This window comes from Bacillus sp. FJAT-28004 (assembly GCF_001280845.1).
Taxonomy (GTDB): Bacteria; Bacillota; Bacilli; order Paenibacillales; family Paenibacillaceae; genus Pristimantibacillus.
The window spans coordinates 3892443-3908167 of sequence record NZ_LGHP01000001.1 but is presented as its reverse complement, the minus strand read 5'-3'; the positions used below and the strand labels follow the sequence as shown (position 1 = coordinate 3908167).

The window sequence follows — 15725 nt, the reverse complement described above, 5'->3', positions numbered from 1 at the left end:
GCGATAAACGATGAAGATACATTTGAAGCAAGGCTGGCGGCTAGCGGTGAAACATTTTTACCTTGTTATTTTATTATTTCTGTATCAGCTGCTCTGGGGATTTTTCCTCTACCGTTTCATTGATTCGGTCGTTGCGCCGCTGCTGCGGCGATATCCGAGCTCCTCTCCTTCTGACACAGCCGTTTCGCTCTTCATGACGGAGGCACAGTTCCAACTGTTCAAGACTGATCTCATTCATCCGTACGTCTGGACGCTCGGCGCCCTTCTGATTGCCAGAATGCTGGTCACACCCTTATTCAATGCGGGTCTATTCTATTCGCTAAATCAAGCTAGATCCGATGGTGGAACACGGTTTATGGAAGGTATTCGCAAAGCTTGGAAACCTGTTGTTCTGCTTTACTGGATTGAGGTTGTCCTATCGATTGCTCCTGCATGGTATGTGCTTCCCCGTTCACTGGACGCGCTTCTTGCGAGCGGCTCCATTCCGGAGCTGCTGCAAACCGTGCTGCCTGGCGCGCTGCTTTGGCTGCTATGGGGCACGGTGCTGCATCTCCTGTTTCTAGCCATGCAGTTCGGTGCTGCGTCAGGCACAGGGATATTCCGCTCCTTATGGCATGCTCTACGTCATTTTCTCACCTATGCAGCTGTCTCGCTCATCATGTGGGGAATCGGAGCAGCTGCTGGGCTTGTGGTAACGAGCCTCTCCATGCTCTGGGCTGGGTTATTCGCACTCATCCTCCATCAAGGCTATTATCTCATTCAAACACTTATGAAGGTTTGGACGATAGCAGCGCAATATGATTATTTGCAAACGAAACGAATCTAGTCGAGCAAAAACGCCTTCAGCGTCCTCCGAATGCTGAAGCAGCTTTGACGGAGAAATATAAGATATGTAGGAGAAAATGATATACTTTCTTATATTTACAAAAAAACCTTCGTTCCACACTTCACTGTGGTGCGGAGGTTTTTTTTATAACTAACCGCAACTAAATGATGGTAGTTCTGTATAAATAACTGAAAGAAAATCAAAAATGGGGGATATTCACAAATGATGCGTAAAAAACTAATTATTATATCCATGGTATTGCTCTTATCGGGCGGTTCATTAGTTGCAGCAGACAAACTATTTCAAAAGGTAACCTTACTTTATAATAATAAGCAGTCCACTGACGATGCTGTAATTGTGGATGATAAGGTGTATATCAGTATTCGTTCTTTGAGCGACACTCTTCAAGCCTTTGTCCAATGGAAGAACAATGATAAGAAACTGATTATTCAGAAGCCCAATGTGCATATGTTTCTAATGAACGAGAAGCGGACCATGTTCGGACAGGTTGATAAAGGCAGCGTGCAGAAATTTATAGTGCAAGCGCAAATCGATAATTTGAATATGGCCATTTCCGAATTCAAAGTCACTATCGTTGATCCTAATGATAAAGAAACTTTAGTCGACAGCCGCAGCCAGGATGATGATGATTTTAAAGAGTTCGTCGAAAAAGACACCTTTTGGTTCAGCTCCAAACTCTTTTCCTACGACTTCAAATATGCAGGCAAATACAAGGTACAGTTCTGGATGAAACAAAAAAACAGCGATCCACAGCTCATTTCGGAAAAAATCATTACTGCAAAATAAATCTCATTTTTCGATTGTCCAATAGGGGGCTGTTCTCATGAACAGCCTCCTTTGTCTATTTCTGCTGCTTTATCTGGAGCTGCCGCTCGCCTGTCAGAATCTACTCTTATTCGCGAGTAATATAGATGAGATTTTTCTAATCTATTATGAGCAAAATGGTGAAATACCGCCGTTTACGGCACTTTAGGCTAGTCCTTGCGATGTAGCGCCACAGGGACAAATCGGTATATTTTACACAACATCCACATAATTAATGAAATTGACTCCATGTATTAGTTAGAAAGCACTACTATGGAGTGTTTATATTACAGAAAGAACGGTTAAACGAAGCAAATTGCCAAAAGGTTACATGAGAATTATTAGAAATTGACACTAAAGGCAGGAGATCATTGAAAATAATCGAATATTTCTCAAAGCAATAAAAAAACTGCCTAATTCCCTATTGGGATACGGGGGAACCACTTTGGGTGAATTGATTCCGACGTTTGATATTTTTCAAACGCCTGAGGAATCATAGGGAGCCTTCAACCGAACCCCACAGCTAACCTCGTCGGCATTGGAAGGAGTTTCACAATTGAAGAAGATTACCGCAATACTCCTGGGTCTCGTTCTCGTATTCGCTTTTCAAGCAGGAAGCGCTTTCGCAGACTCAAAATTTAACGGAATAGTCAATGATCTTATTGGTACTCCGTACAAAAGCGGCGGAACGTCGTCGAATGGCTTTGACTGCTCCGGCTTCACGAGCTATGTGTTCGAAAAAATGGGCATTGATATTACACGTACTTCTGGCTCGCAAGCAAAAGAAGGTACAAAGGTCGCTAAGGCTGACCTCATCCCGGGAGATCTTGTGTTCTTCGACACAATTGGCGGCAACAACAGCGCCATATCCCATGTTGGCATTTACATAGGAGATGGAAAGTTTGTACATTCTTCCTCTAGCAGAGGCGTTGTAACAGACAAACTTAACTCTGAGTACTATGAAGGACGTTATGTGACTTCTCGTCGTATCATGGATGCTGATTCATACCAAGCCAACATTGACGTAAAATAGAGCAACCTAATCCCTCTCCTTGAGGGTTGAACGGTAGACTCATCTAGCAAAGCCGCAGTTTTTTGTCCTCTGACGACAAATGACTTGCGGCTTTGCTGTTTCATTCCACAATGGAATAGTACCGTTCAATGTTGCGCTTATGGAAGGAGTTATGCCTGATGTATTTGTTTATTCATCGCAAGGATTTGCGTATTGCAGATTTGCGCGCTTTTGATTATTTGAAGAGAAAAGAGAAACAAGGCATTCATTTGCTAATCATAGATCCCGTTACGACAGGCGATGGCCGTTTAACAAGCCATAGCGGCCGAAACTTTATGGCGCAAGCCGCCTCCCTTCTCCACAGCTATTCAAGTGCAGGAAAAGAACTGCATGTGCTATATGGAGACCCTGCTACTATTACCGAAGCTCTTCTGCAGGCGCATCCCATTGAAGAGGTTATCGTTCATGCTGACTATAGCCCCTACTCACGGCAACGCGATGAGCAGCTTGGGCTGACAACACGCCGCCTTGGCCGCCGCTGGATGTCCATTGCGGATTCACCACTTGCCGATTTGGAGGCTTTCCCAGCATTTGCTCGAAGATTGGAGCCATACAAGGTATTTACACCCTTTTATCGCATGTGGAGCAGCTTTATGCTGGAGCGTTATAACCCAATGAGTGAAACGACGATCCATGAGCTCACTACCATTGGTGAAATAAATACCAAGGTTGCGCAAACTTTCGCCTTGCCGGAATCCGTTTCATGCGCGTTAGGCGGCACGAAAGTACAAGGATCTTCCAAAGCATTATCCAAGCTGGAGCGATTCGTGCGCGAGCGCCTAGCCTCTTATTCGGATAGCAGGGACGCTTATGCTGAGGATCACACAAGCAGTCTCGCACGCTTCCTTAATACTGGGGCCCTCTCAGCCCGTCAAGCTTACGAAATGACACAAGGTCTTCCAGGGTCTGAATCGTGGGTCCGTCAGCTGGCATGGCGTGATTTTTATTTATATCAAGCGATGTATCATGATGATTTCTTTCGTTATGAGCAACTCGCTGATATGTCCAAGCTCTCAGATGCTCATCTAGAAGCATGGGCTACAGCTGCCACCGGCATCCCAATCATTGATGCGGCCATGACGCAGCTCAATCGTACAGGAGAGCTGCCTAACCGTTTACGAATGGTAACAGCGATGTTTTTAACTAAAAATCTGCTATGCCCCTTCACGCTCGGAGAACAGTATTTCCGTCTTCACTTAAGCGATTACGATAACACGCTTAATCGCGGCGGTTGGCTGTGGTGCTCTTCACTCGGGTATGATGCAGCGCCTTACTTCCGCATTATGAATCCAGCAATACAGTCGCAGACGCATGATCCTAGCGGCAGCTATATTAGGCGCTGGCTGCCTCATTTGAATCATCTGACAGACAAAGAGATTCATCAGCCGCAAAGCGGCGCCATCGTCGACTTGAAAGCATCGCGAGCGCGCGCCATAGAGGTATACAAAACCATCCTTAAATAACTTTCATCGTTCTCTTGGTGAAATGCTTACTAATAAATAAACCTCCACAATCGCTTTTGAAACAGCGAATGTGGAGGTTTTTTTGTCAGTAATCGTTCGTTTAAGCCTCGGAGCGTATGCTCTGAACTTGTTTTCTTCCGAGCACAAGCATCGCTGCTAGCAGAAGCAGCATCAGTATAACCAGGCTGCTTATATACCATAACGTAGACTGTACGTTGTACTGGTCCATTATCCAACCGGTTATTCGAGGAAAAATAGCACCCCCGAGTCCGCCAAATGCTACAAGCAAACTCGTAGTCCTCTCCGTCATACCCGGAATGAGCTCATTCGCATAAACAAGAGCAATACCAAATATACCCGAGAAGAACAACCCGCTGAGTGCGACAAACGCTAACATCCAGCTGAGCTGTCCCATAACGGCCATTAAAACAAAAACAACCGAGGCTCCCGCTGTAGCCATGAATAAATAACGCGAATACCCCATTCGATCAGCCAGTACCCCAGCAAATAAACGTCCAAGCACCATCGTCCCCCAGAACAAGCTGAGCACGGCTGCAGCACTAGAATCCTCAACGCCCGAGCGAACGATTAGAATAGAGGGTAGATAGTTAGAGAAGCTCATTTCCATTCCTACATAAAGCATAAAAAATAATGCCGATAACAAAAGAAATGGCAGCGCTTTGCGGGGATAGCCAAAGAAGGCAGATATGCCTTCACCGCGAGCGTTTTGCAATCCTTCCGACTCATTCGAATGGCTTAGCGTCACTTCCGGTGCACGGGCAACAAAACCAAGCTCATCATCCAGCTCTCCAAAGGACATTGTCAGCCAGAGAACAAAGGTGATACCTGACATTGCGGCAAGGATGGGAAATGAAACCTGCCAGATGTTTTGTTGAATCAAGTAAGCCGCTGCAATCGGAATTAACAAAGCGCCGACGCCAAAAAAAGTTTCCAATCGGCTCATCGCTGAAGCCTTGCCGTTTTTCGCCATATCAATAATCATTGCGCCGACGACAGCTTCCGTCATACCAAAACCAAGACCCGCAAGCGGGGCAATAGCAAGCATCCAGCCCCATGGTAGCAACAGACTGTATGCCGCCTCACTCAGCGTTAGTACACCAATCGCAATCAGGACTGCGCCTCTCTTTCCGACTCGCGAGGTAATCGTTGGCGCTAACAGAACACCCACCAGAAACCCGAGAAATTGATTCATAATCCATTGCCCGCCATCTTTATAGGTTAAACCATAATGAGCGATGAGCTGTTCCAAAATAGATCCGCCCACAACATGGGCAACACCAATGACTAGATATGACAAGCAGCCAAGCCAAATCAACTTCTTCATTTTGATGCTTCTCCTTATTTACGCACGATCAACGCACGCCTATCTGTTATAATAAACCTATTTCATTCATCATTCGCTCTATTCAACTACTTAACCAAGCGGAGGGACAAAACCAATGACAAGCTATCAAAGCTCTACTCATTATAATCGAGATGGAGTCGATATGACCATATGTCCGCTAGAAACCGTTCATGCACAGCAGTTATGCAGCTGGCGCTACGAGGCTCCATTTGATATTTATAATTGGCCGGCTTGGGAACAAATGAAAAAAGACGAAATCGAATTTGGCGATTCCGTCCTTCGTGCAGCTCAATATGTTGCTGTGCTTGATCGTCAATCTACGCTTATTGGGTTTGCGCAATTTTTCCCAATGACAGGTGTAACACGGCTCGGCCTCGGCCTAAGGCCGGATCTTTGCGGCCAAGGACTTGGCTTTGCCTTCACGCGGCTCATTGTCACAGAGGCAAAGCGACGCGCCCCTCAAAATGAAATTGATTTGGAGGTGCTTACTTGGAACACTCGCGCCTTGCGTGCTTATAAACAAGCCGGCTTCCAAATTACCGACACCTATGCACGCTCAACTCCCACAGGCTTTGCCGAATGCCATTGTATGGTTTATGAGCCGACTATCCTTTAAAGACGCTGTACACCGCGCTCAGAATCTTTCAAATCCATAAGTAAAATAAGACCAGGTGCTGCCAAAACCGATACGGTTCTAATCCATGCATGGGAATCAAGATCTGTGTAGGCGCGTGAAACGATTGTACGTCGATGTTCATTGAGCTGAACGAGATTAGGAACAAAGTAGGGGCGCCAGCACCAGTTTGCGCCACGATATTGCTCCTCTCGCCGCCAAGCCTTGTCCGATTCGCGATAATAATTGGATGACAGCTGAATCCCGCTCTCATTGCACAAATAAACGCGAATGCAATGGTCATAAAGCTCGGGAAGCAGTCCCTCGATCCATTCATCCTCATGCCCCAGGTAACGCGTCTTCTGAACAAGCGCGACCCATTGCTCTGCCAGCTTCTCAGATTGCCTTTGCCAATAGCGTTCAGTCCCCACAAAATGCAGCAGATGCTGATCAAGCTCAGCTTCAATAAGGGATGCAAAACAAGTAGACTCGCGAAATGCCGGCTCAGCCCTCGCAAACATAAAACCTTGGACGTAACGAGCGCCTGCCTGAATGGCCCGTGCCAAATCCTCCCGCGTCTCCACTCCTTCAATGAGGATTGACGCACCTATCTGCTCAGCTAGATCAGAGAAGGAACGAAGTACGCCGAAGTAACCGTCATGTGTCGCGCTTTTCTTAATCATATGAATATCAATTTTGAGCAGGTTTGGCTGGATATGTGCAATTCGGTCCGTATTACTGAAACCGCTGCCTACATCATCGATGGCAATTAAACAGCCTCTTGCCCTGTATATGTCGACAACAGAACGAAGCCTCTCCATGGAACCCTGGAAGCTTTCCTCCGTTATCTCAATGACAATTCGTTTTGGGTCAATTCCATATTTATCAAGAAGCGACAATGTGTATAGCTCGCCGATCTCCTCATACCGATAAATCCAAGACGGCTTTAAATTAATGAATAACATCGGCTGTTCTTTTTCCATTAAAGCCAGCTTCGAGAATGCTTGCTCGCGCAGCACCCGGTCCACAATGATGTGGTCCTCTTCTGAAATTTGCTCATTGCAGAAAAAAGGGCCAAGGCTCCGAACGGAATCGCCTTTTACAGCCCGAGCAAGCACTTCGTAACCCATGATCCGTCTTGTATCCATCGCTATAATGGGCTGATAAAATGCGGCTAATGTTTCACCATCTAAATCAAGCGTTTTCGGCAACAGCAACGATGATGAGCACTCATTCATGTCGTTCTCCTCTATGTCATGTCATATTAATGTCAAATTATATACCATATGGTATTGAATAACATTGTAATAGAGTCGACATAAAATGTAAAGTTCCGACAGAAACGCTGCTAATATGAAGTTATATGTCGAAAACTATATCAATCTTATAATTTGTGTCACCTTATCGTCCTGCGTAACTTCAATGATGTGATGTTTGCTATTATAGGTAATTACACCACTGCCTACTTCAATAACGGGGTTCTCTCCAAGTCCAAAGAAAACATCATCCGCCAAAGCTTCCATCACCTCATGCCGATCACTTACAGGAAGCTCAGCCCATTCATCTGGCTCCATTTCAAAAAAAGTATAGCTGTTCTCAATTTCAGCCACAGCTGCTGTAAAATCCTTCAATATATCTGAATATTCTCTTGCATGTCTTACGCCCATTTGCGTATACCACCTTTGCTATCATCATTTTTTGTACACATCTCTCTACTATTCTACCGCATTTTATCATTTTTTAACGCGTTCGCCTTAAATCATTCCATATACTCTAACTTCAGAATACCCATTTGTCGATAATATAAGAAGTAGAGAAATGTCGAAAATGTATTGGACGGGGTGTATGATGAAAAATTCAACAATTATTGGTCTTGTGCTAGGATTAGTCGCTGTACTGGGAGGCATGGTTTTAAAGGGAGCACACCTGTCCTCTCTTGCAAATCCAGCTGCTTTTATGATTATTATTTTGGGAACTATAGCCTCCGTCATGATCGCCTTTCCGATGTCCGAGCTTTCTAAAGTGGGTAAACTATTCAAAATGGTGTTCACTGAGCAAAAGCTGCCTATGCGTGATGAGCTGATTCAGCGCTTCATGGAATGGGCTTCCATTACACGTCGCGAAGGTTTGCTTGCTCTTGAAGCAAAGGTTGACGAGATTGAAGATACGTTTCTTCGTAACGGCATGCGTATGATTATTGACGGAAATGACCAAGATTTTGTACGTGATGTTTTACTTGAGGATATTGCCGCAACAGAAGACCGCCATAAAGCGGGTGCACTTATTTTTACGCAAGCAGGTACATATGCCCCTACACTTGGGGTACTCGGAGCAGTTGTCGGCTTGGTTGCCGCACTTGCTGATATGAGCGATATGGGAAAACTCGCACATGCCATTGCAGGTGCGTTTATCGCAACACTACTTGGTATCTTTACAGGGTATGTATTATGGCATCCTATTGCTAATAAACTGAAGCGCATGTCTAAGAAAGAAATTCAAATTCGCCTTATGATGGTTGAGGGCCTTCTTTCTATTCAATCCGGCGTATCAACGATCGCTATCAATCAGAAGCTGTCTGTTTTCCTTACACCTACAGAAAGATTGAAGATGAGGGAGAAGGAGGAAGGCGCCGTTGAGCAGAAAGCATAGACACGAAGAACACGAGGAGCATGTTGACGAATCATGGCTCATTCCTTATGCCGATTTGCTTACCCTTCTGCTGGCACTCTTTATCGTTTTATACTCCATGAATTCCGTCGACGTAAAGAAGTTTGAAGAAATGTCCCAAGCATTTAGCGTCGCGCTCAGCACCGGCAGTGGTGTTCTAACTGAAAATGCCGTCGTAAAAAGCGGTGATGATAACGGGAAGAAGCAGGACGAACAAGGTGGCAAGCTTCCTGACAAGGATGTAAGCAAAAATCAATCCGATGAAGAGAAGGCTCGCGAGGAACTTATCAAGCAGGAGCAGAAGGATCTCGAGGATCTGAAGAAAAAAGTAGATACCTATATTGAGAAAAACGGTCTCACATCTGATCTCGAGACGAAGCTTAATCTTTCACAGCTGATGATTACCATTAGCGACAACGCATTATTTGCGCCGGCACAAGCAGCCGTTAAGCCTGAATCGAAGGAGCTTGCTGTCGCAATCAGCAAAATGCTTCAACAATATCCTGATTACGAGGTTATCGTATCCGGTCATACCGATACAACGCCGATCTCGAACTACCTCTTCAAATCAAATTGGGATTTGAGCTCCATGAGGGCTATTCGTTTCTTGGACGTTTTGCTCGAAAATAAACAGTTGAAACCCGAGCGCTTCAGCGCTATCGGTTACGGTGAGTATCGACCTGTTGCCGATAACGAAACGGTTGCAGGCAAATCCAAAAATCGACGTGTCGAGGTTTCGATCATTCATACGTACGCCGATGTCACGAATGCACAACAACTAAATGTGAAGAATCCATAATAAAAAACCTGAATCCACTCGCCCTATGCGTGTGATTCAGGTTTTTTTGGCATTATATTGAGCGAACTTCCCCTATACCGGTTCATAGCTTAACGTTTCGAACAGCGTCGCCTTCTCAGCTTCACTCAAATCACGCCACTTGCCGACGTGAAGACCGCCGAGCTGAATGTTCATAATGCGTTGACGCTGCAATCTCCGTACATGATAGCCGAACGCTTCACACATTCTACGGATTTGTCGATTGCGGCCTTCCGTTAAAATAATGCGGAATACTCGATCAGTCACTCTCGTTACGACGCACGGCAATGTCATGCTGCCCAGAATATGAACTCCGCTTGCCATCCCTTTTAAAAACGCTTCTGTCATCGGCTTATCTACCGTGACCAAATATTCTTTCTCATGCTTGCCTTCCGAGCGTAGAATCGGATTGACGATATCACCGTCATTGGTTAGAAGAATTAACCCCTCCGAATCCTTATCCAGCCTTCCAATTGGGAAGATACGCTCCGAATGACCAACAAAGTCAACAATGTTGCCTTTGATATGAAGCTCGGTCGTGCATGTAATGCCTACTGGCTTGTTAAGCGCGATATAAACATGATTTTTTTGCTCGCCGATTTTTCGTCCATCAACACGCACGTCATCCCCGAGCTCAGCTTGACTGCCTAGCTGCGCCTTTTCACCGTTAATGGTTACGCGTCCGCTGTCTACCAGCTTATCTGCCTCGCGTCTGGAGCAATAACCCGTTTCACTAATAAACTTATTGATTCTCAAAGCTGCTCACCCCATTGTATGTAATGCCAAATCCGCGATCTTGTCCGATGGATAATAATGCATCATCGTTGATTTGCTTGCTGTGTTCATCTGAATAGCTTGATTCGCTGCTCGGCTCATCGCCAAAGCCACATCCTCGCCCTTAATCGGCCGATACTTGCGCATTGGACCTACCATCGCAAATTGCAGTCCTTTAGAAATCAAAGCTCCGAAGGATTCTCCGGGACGCACCTGATTCCGGTCACCAAGCAGTAGAGAGGGCTGAAACACCTGAACCGTCGGAATGCTGAGCCTAGCAATCGCATCCTGCAGCTCCCCTTTAACTCTGCTGTAAAATATTTTCGAGTTTGATGATGCCCCCATAGCCGTTACGACAGAGAATACAGAAGCATTCGTGCGTTCTGCAAATCTTGCAAGCGCGAGTGGATATTCGTAATCTACCTTGCGGAAAGCTTCCCGCGTCTTGGCAACCTTTATCGTCGTGCCTAGCGTACAAAATACAACGTCTGCGTCTACCTGCTCCAATGACTTATCCAAGTCATCAAACGAAGTGACCATTACGATCAGCTTGCTCTTCTCACTCGCGCTGCCCAAATCCTTGTCCTCCATTGGCCGCCTTGTAATAACCGTCACCTTACTCACCAGTGGATCACGAATCAGCTGACGGAGCAAGGCAGAACCGATCAAGCCAGTAGCTCCAACAAGCAAGGCACTGTAGCGTGTTGCTTCATTATGAAGCACGCTCTCCCTTGAGTCTGGCACATTCACAGTAGACTGATGCTTCAACGAGAATTCCTCCTTCTTCTTTTTCGTTAGAAGCCCGATCCGTGCTTATGCTTCCAGTATAACGCTCTCCATTGTTTCTTTCAAAGCTGGAAGCATCAAAAGTATGGTTGTTCCGACATTAACTAGGAGTACCTTGAATATGAAAGGCCCTCCTCCTGAGAAAATATTTCAGAAAGAAGGCCTTTTTTTATTGTTTCTCTGTATATCGATTGATAAGAGCCTAAAGCTCCCCGTGCTTATTGAGGCCTGCCTCTTTTTGAAAAGTGAAACGTTTCGATTTTTATTTGGTGTGTGGTCCATACTTAGTGATTTGAAAAAAATGTCAAAATTTTGGATTAATTGATTTACCATGCACCTTAGCTAACAGGACAAAAAAATTAATCCGGTATCTTCTTACTGCATCTACGAATTTATTTCATTTATTTTTTTAACAGAATCCCGCAAAACCAACTTCGTAGGAAAGTTATAGTAGTTTTCAATTGTTTTACCTTCAATAATCTGAAATATCAAATGGGCCGCTAATGCCCCGCGCTCATATTTTGGCTGCATAACTGTCGTGAGTGCAGGGCGGACATACTGCGCCAATTCGATATCGTCAAAGCCAATAATAGAAACATCAGACGGCACTTTGATACCATGCTCTTTGAACGCATTAATGCCCCCAATCGCCATTTCATCATTAGCGTACATAATAGCGGTTGGTAAATTCCCCTGAGCAATAAGCATTTGGGTCATGTTGTAGCCGTTATCCCGGTCAAAAACACCGAATTGATGCAATCGACTTTTCCCGTCCAACCCATGCTTACGTAATGCGCTTTCGTATCCTCGAAGTCTCATGGCATGAAGGCCGCCTATTGGCTTACCACTTATATAGGCAATTTCTCGGTGTCCCTGCTCTATTAAATATTCCGCCGCCCTATGGGTTCCTGCTTCATTATCAACCTCGATGCTGACCACAAACTCGCTGTCAACCTTCCGGTCAAGCAGAATGATCGGAAATTCTTTTCTCGCTGATAGATTAATAATTTCCTCGCTAATATTGTAAGCGAGTACGATGGCACCATCGACCCGCTTCTCCGTTAAAAATTTAACCGCAGTGGACATTTCTTCGCCAACCGAGCTGCAGGCAAGCAAGTCATATCCCTTGGAAAGAGTAACTTCTTGTATGCCTTTAACCAATTCCGCATAATAAGGACCGGCTAAATCCGTTACAATAATAGCGATCGTCCGAGTGCTGTTTTTTTTCAAATCAGATGCGAGGCCATTTTTCTGGTAATTTAACTGGCGTGCAACTTCCATAATTTTTTGTTTGGTTTTATTGCTTACTTTGGTATTGTTGCTCAAGGCGTACGATACAGTCGAAATCGAAACACCTGCCATCTTAGCGACATCTTTTATCGTAGCCATTCTTTTCTCTCCGTTCATCTTCTTCAAAATACCTGCACCCATTAATTATTCGTTTCGGAAGGATAGACTTCCTCTACTCAAATGAGCGAAAGCAAGCCTTTTTTTCTAATCCAACCACACCTCATGCCCTGTCCGTGCGGACTCGTAAATAGCTGATAAAATCTAGATCATATCGACCCCGTTCGTTTTTTTGTAAACCCTTTCATTTTGATTTTTCATTCTTGGCAATTTGCTAGGCAACCTCGGTTCCTGCTTTTGCTCACATTTATTTTCCCATCTAGAGCGGCCTCTAAAGAGGCCGCAATAGAACCCGTTCCCGTCACCCGTTCAATCATTACCCCAGCATGCTGTCTCCGCTTCCTTCAATTAGAACCGGAAGCATCACATGTACGGTTGTTCCGACATTAACTTGGCTTTTGATATCCATCGTTCCACGGTGGCTATTAATAATACGCTGACTAACCATAATACCAAGACCCGTACCCGTTTCTTTAGCTGTAAAAAAGGGATCTCCAATTTTTGGAATCATATCGTCCGGAATGCCCATGCCTTCATCCGTTATCGTGATCGAAATAAAATCACGTTTATGGTTAATGTTAATGTGGATTCGGCCTCCGCTTGGCATCGCTTCTATCGCATTTTTCAACAAATTTATAAAAACTTGTTTCAATTGATTTTCCTCACATGAAATTAAGCAAGAATCCTCGGTTAGAGAAATACTGAACTCGATATTGTGAAGAAGTGCCTCGCTGTTCATTAATGCAATGACATCTTGCAGTACATCTCGTATGTCTTTGGTGACAAACCTCGTCGCTTGCGGCTTTGCAAGAATCAGAAACTCTCCAACAATCAGATTGATTCGGTCAAGTTCCGATAACATAAGCGATACGTGGGAAAGCGCAAGCTTCTTGCTTTCCTGCTGGAGCTGCAAGAAGCCGCGCAGCGTCGTCAGCGGGTTGCGAATTTCATGGGCTACGCCTGCAGCTAGCTGCCCTACCGTCGTCAACTTCTCTGACCTGCGCAGCAGCTCCTCCATTTTATTACGGCTTCTCATGTCTCTAGAAATGCTGGCAAATGCACGAATGGTTCCGTCTGAATCACGAATAGGCGATATGGTTACACTTACAGGTATCAGCTCTCCAAGCTTCGTAATACGCATCGTTTCCTGAGCCGGCAGTACTTTTCCCGATAGGATCTGGTTTAACATATCTCTCATCTCTGCATGATGAGAATCCGGAAGAATGGGATTAATGAGTCCGATTGCCTCCTCTTCCTCATAACCAAAGAGCAGCTCAAAAGCACGGTTTACTTGAATGACCTTGCCATCCAAGTCGATAAGATGGATCGCGTCGCTCGTGTGATTGATAAATGACTCCAAATGCTCCTTCATCCGGCGATTTTCTTCAAATGCTCTGCGCAGCTTGTTCATATAAATACTTAGATTTTGCGACATGGCATTGACCTTGAGCGCCAGCAATCCAAACTCATCCTTACGTTTAATTCGAATTGGCTGTTGAAACCTAGCAGAGGAAACCTCATTGACCTTCCACAATATATCTTTTAAAGGCCTAATCATTACACCAACCAGCCAATAGCTAATAAAGAGGACAAGCACCATCGTTATGCCCGTATAAATGAACGAGTCATTTCGATTCTGATCGATAAGCTGCTTTATTCCATTACTGTCATAAACAACGCTTATAATATAATTACCCATCTGCTTCGTATAATAATAACTTCGATAGAAGCACTCTCCGTTGATTTCCATCTTCCGCAGCTCAAAACCAGTTTTCTTCACTTCGGTTATAATAGATTGATCACTCTTTGAATCCAAATACGTGTAGGTGCCATAACGCACAGCTAATGTATCTTGTTCAAATACTGTGATTTCATTTATATTTGGATTTAATTTTTTTACGATATCAAAGATATGTCCAGGACCTGAACGATCCTTCTCAGGAAAGCTGTAGCCTGATCCTGACTCCTTCTCGTAAGAGGAAAACGTGTTAGCCACATGCATAGAAGTATCGTGCATCGCGTGTTTTGCTTGCTCATGCATGCTTTGAACCATCGAATACTCACTCAACATGTGCTCGAATACAAAAAACGTCAAAACAATAAGCGTGATCAAGACTGAGAATTTCATCTTTATTGACAATGAATGACACATCCTTTTACACAAAAACGTTTTTATTAACATCTTATACACATTATCCACATTTACTGTGCACAGCTCTGAATAAAATGTGAGTATTTTTGTGTATATCATGATAGTTATCCACAATGTTATCCACGACATGTTAACAACGGAATATTTGTTCGTTGTATAATGAATAAATAGTAAAGGAGTTATTGTATATGACAAGAGAGCAAGAAGATCAGAGATGGATGCTAGAAGCTATTGAAGAAGCAAAAAAAGCCGAGCAAATTGGAGAGGTTCCAATCGGGGCTGTTATCGTCAGAAACAATGAAATTATCGGAAGAGGCTTCAATTTGCGTGAGACACGGTTTGATCCAACCGCTCATGCCGAAATGGTAGCCATTCGTGACGCCTGCGATCGCATCGGCGCATGGAGATTGTTAGATTGTACGTTATATGTCACGTTGGAGCCTTGTCCAATGTGCGCAGGCGCCATTGTTCAATCTCGAGTTAAACGTGTCGTTTATGGAACAACCGACCCGAAGGCTGGATGTGCAGGGACGCTCATGAACTTACTGCAAGAGCCCCGTTTCAACCATGAAACGGAGCTCACAAGTGGTATTTTACAGCCTGAATGCTCAAATCTGTTGACGCAATTCTTCCGACGTCTTCGTAAGAGATAATGCCCTCTATAAATCGCTCGGGCGTATCGAAATATGTGTTAGCTCGTTTCTTTGTATATGCTGTAACGCAACAATAAGTTGATCGGCCTCTTCGCTAATAGCTAGAACATCCGGATCTGTCAGACTGCCGCGCGCTTCGGCTATTTCATGAAGCTTTAGCCGCAACGACTGCAATTGTTTAAGCAAGTGTTTTTTGTCCATAGCTCGCTTCGGGGCACACTCCTTATCTAGCACTCGCGTGGTTATGCTTCTATTATACTCGTAGAGCAATAAGGAGTTTGTAAAAACTTGTCGACGAACGTAG

Annotated in this window: 17 protein-coding genes and 1 riboswitch; of the genes, 9 read left to right on the top strand and 8 right to left on the bottom strand. The window is 44.7% G+C overall.

Translation table 11 applies throughout. The features are described from left to right. Positions 1-10 precede the first annotated feature (10 nt). From AC787_RS17090 to AC787_RS17075, 5 genes are all read left to right on the top strand, one after another. Complete coding sequence (locus AC787_RS17090) at positions 11-826, top strand: hypothetical protein (RefSeq protein WP_054025881.1); 816 nt, start codon at positions 11-13, stop codon at positions 824-826. A gap of 222 nt (positions 827-1048) precedes the next feature. Next, positions 1049-1633 (top strand): stalk domain-containing protein, encoded by a 585-nt coding sequence (locus AC787_RS17085; protein ID WP_054025880.1) that lies wholly within the window; start codon positions 1049-1051, stop codon positions 1631-1633. A 37-nt stretch (positions 1634-1670) separates the two neighbouring features. Next, positions 1671-1820 (top strand): hypothetical protein, encoded by a 150-nt coding sequence (locus tag AC787_RS34115; protein WP_161807546.1) that lies wholly within the window; start codon positions 1671-1673, stop codon positions 1818-1820. A gap of 231 nt (positions 1821-2051) precedes the next feature. Then, positions 2052-2204, top strand: a riboswitch (cyclic di-AMP (ydaO/yuaA leader). Positions 2205-2207: 3 nt separating this feature from the next. Beyond that, entirely contained in the window at positions 2208-2684 is a 477-nt protein-coding gene (locus AC787_RS17080; RefSeq protein ID WP_054025879.1) for a C40 family peptidase, read from the top strand. A 158-nt stretch (positions 2685-2842) separates the two neighbouring features. Next, complete coding sequence (locus AC787_RS17075; protein WP_054025878.1) at positions 2843-4186, top strand: cryptochrome/photolyase family protein; 1344 nt, start codon at positions 2843-2845, stop codon at positions 4184-4186. Positions 4187-4286: 100 nt separating this feature from the next. Here AC787_RS17075 and AC787_RS17070 read toward each other — a convergent pair whose 3' ends face one another. Continuing rightward, the gene (locus tag AC787_RS17070) at positions 4287-5531 is read right to left on the bottom strand and encodes an MFS transporter (RefSeq protein WP_054025877.1); all 1245 of its coding nucleotides are present in this window, start codon (positions 5529-5531) and stop codon (positions 4287-4289) included. 163 nt (positions 5532-5694) lie between these two features. On the opposite strand from AC787_RS17070, the gene AC787_RS17065 reads away from it, so the two are divergent. After that, complete coding sequence (locus AC787_RS17065; RefSeq protein ID WP_054027116.1) at positions 5695-6168, top strand: GNAT family N-acetyltransferase; 474 nt, start codon at positions 5695-5697, stop codon at positions 6166-6168. On the opposite strand, the gene AC787_RS17060 is transcribed toward AC787_RS17065, so the two are convergent. Together AC787_RS17060 and AC787_RS17055 are read right to left on the bottom strand one after the other, a co-directional pair. After that, positions 6165-7403 carry an EAL domain-containing protein gene (locus AC787_RS17060; RefSeq protein WP_054025876.1) on the bottom strand — a complete coding sequence of 413 codons (1239 nt, stop codon included), beginning with the start codon at positions 7401-7403 and terminating at the stop codon, positions 6165-6167. The genes AC787_RS17065 and AC787_RS17060 overlap by 4 nt on opposite strands. Before the next feature lie 135 nt (positions 7404-7538). Then, positions 7539-7832: a hypothetical protein gene (locus AC787_RS17055; protein WP_054025875.1), complete on the bottom strand. Its 294-nt coding sequence runs from the start codon at positions 7830-7832 to the stop codon at positions 7539-7541. Positions 7833-8013: 181 nt separating this feature from the next. Here AC787_RS17055 and motA point away from each other — a divergent pair, with 181 nt between their 5' ends. Together motA and AC787_RS17045 are read left to right on the top strand one after the other, a co-directional pair. Continuing rightward, the gene (gene motA, locus AC787_RS17050) at positions 8014-8814 is read left to right on the top strand and encodes a flagellar motor stator protein MotA (protein ID WP_054027115.1); all 801 of its coding nucleotides are present in this window, start codon (positions 8014-8016) and stop codon (positions 8812-8814) included. Beyond that, entirely contained in the window at positions 8798-9631 is an 834-nt protein-coding gene (locus tag AC787_RS17045) for a flagellar motor protein MotB (protein WP_054025874.1), read from the top strand. The genes motA and AC787_RS17045 overlap by 17 nt, the downstream gene beginning before the upstream one ends. A gap of 72 nt (positions 9632-9703) precedes the next feature. Here the strand turns inward: AC787_RS17045 and rluF are convergent, their stop codons facing one another. The 4 genes from rluF to AC787_RS17020 form a co-directional block, all read right to left on the bottom strand. Continuing rightward, positions 9704-10405 (bottom strand): 23S rRNA pseudouridine(2604) synthase RluF, encoded by a 702-nt coding sequence (rluF, locus tag AC787_RS17040; RefSeq protein ID WP_054025873.1) that lies wholly within the window; start codon positions 10403-10405, stop codon positions 9704-9706. 6 nt (positions 10406-10411) lie between these two features. Continuing rightward, on the bottom strand, positions 10412-11191 hold the full coding sequence (locus AC787_RS17035) for an NAD(P)H-binding protein (RefSeq protein ID WP_054025872.1): 780 nt from the start codon (positions 11189-11191) through the stop codon (positions 10412-10414). 402 nt (positions 11192-11593) lie between these two features. Continuing rightward, positions 11594-12598, bottom strand: a complete 1005-nt coding sequence (locus AC787_RS17025) for a LacI family DNA-binding transcriptional regulator (RefSeq protein WP_054027114.1) — start codon at positions 12596-12598, stop codon at positions 11594-11596. 334 nt (positions 12599-12932) lie between these two features. Continuing rightward, a complete protein-coding gene (locus tag AC787_RS17020; protein ID WP_054025870.1) occupies positions 12933-14756 on the bottom strand; it encodes an ATP-binding protein in 1824 nt (607 codons plus the stop codon). A gap of 200 nt (positions 14757-14956) precedes the next feature. Here AC787_RS17020 and tadA point away from each other — a divergent pair, with 200 nt between their 5' ends. Next, complete coding sequence (tadA, locus tag AC787_RS17015; protein WP_054025869.1) at positions 14957-15421, top strand: tRNA adenosine(34) deaminase TadA; 465 nt, start codon at positions 14957-14959, stop codon at positions 15419-15421. Positions 15422-15427: 6 nt separating this feature from the next. On the opposite strand, the gene AC787_RS17010 is transcribed toward tadA, so the two are convergent. After that, positions 15428-15622 (bottom strand): aspartyl-phosphate phosphatase Spo0E family protein, encoded by a 195-nt coding sequence (locus tag AC787_RS17010; protein ID WP_054025868.1) that lies wholly within the window; start codon positions 15620-15622, stop codon positions 15428-15430. Between the last annotated feature and the right edge of the window lie 103 nt (positions 15623-15725).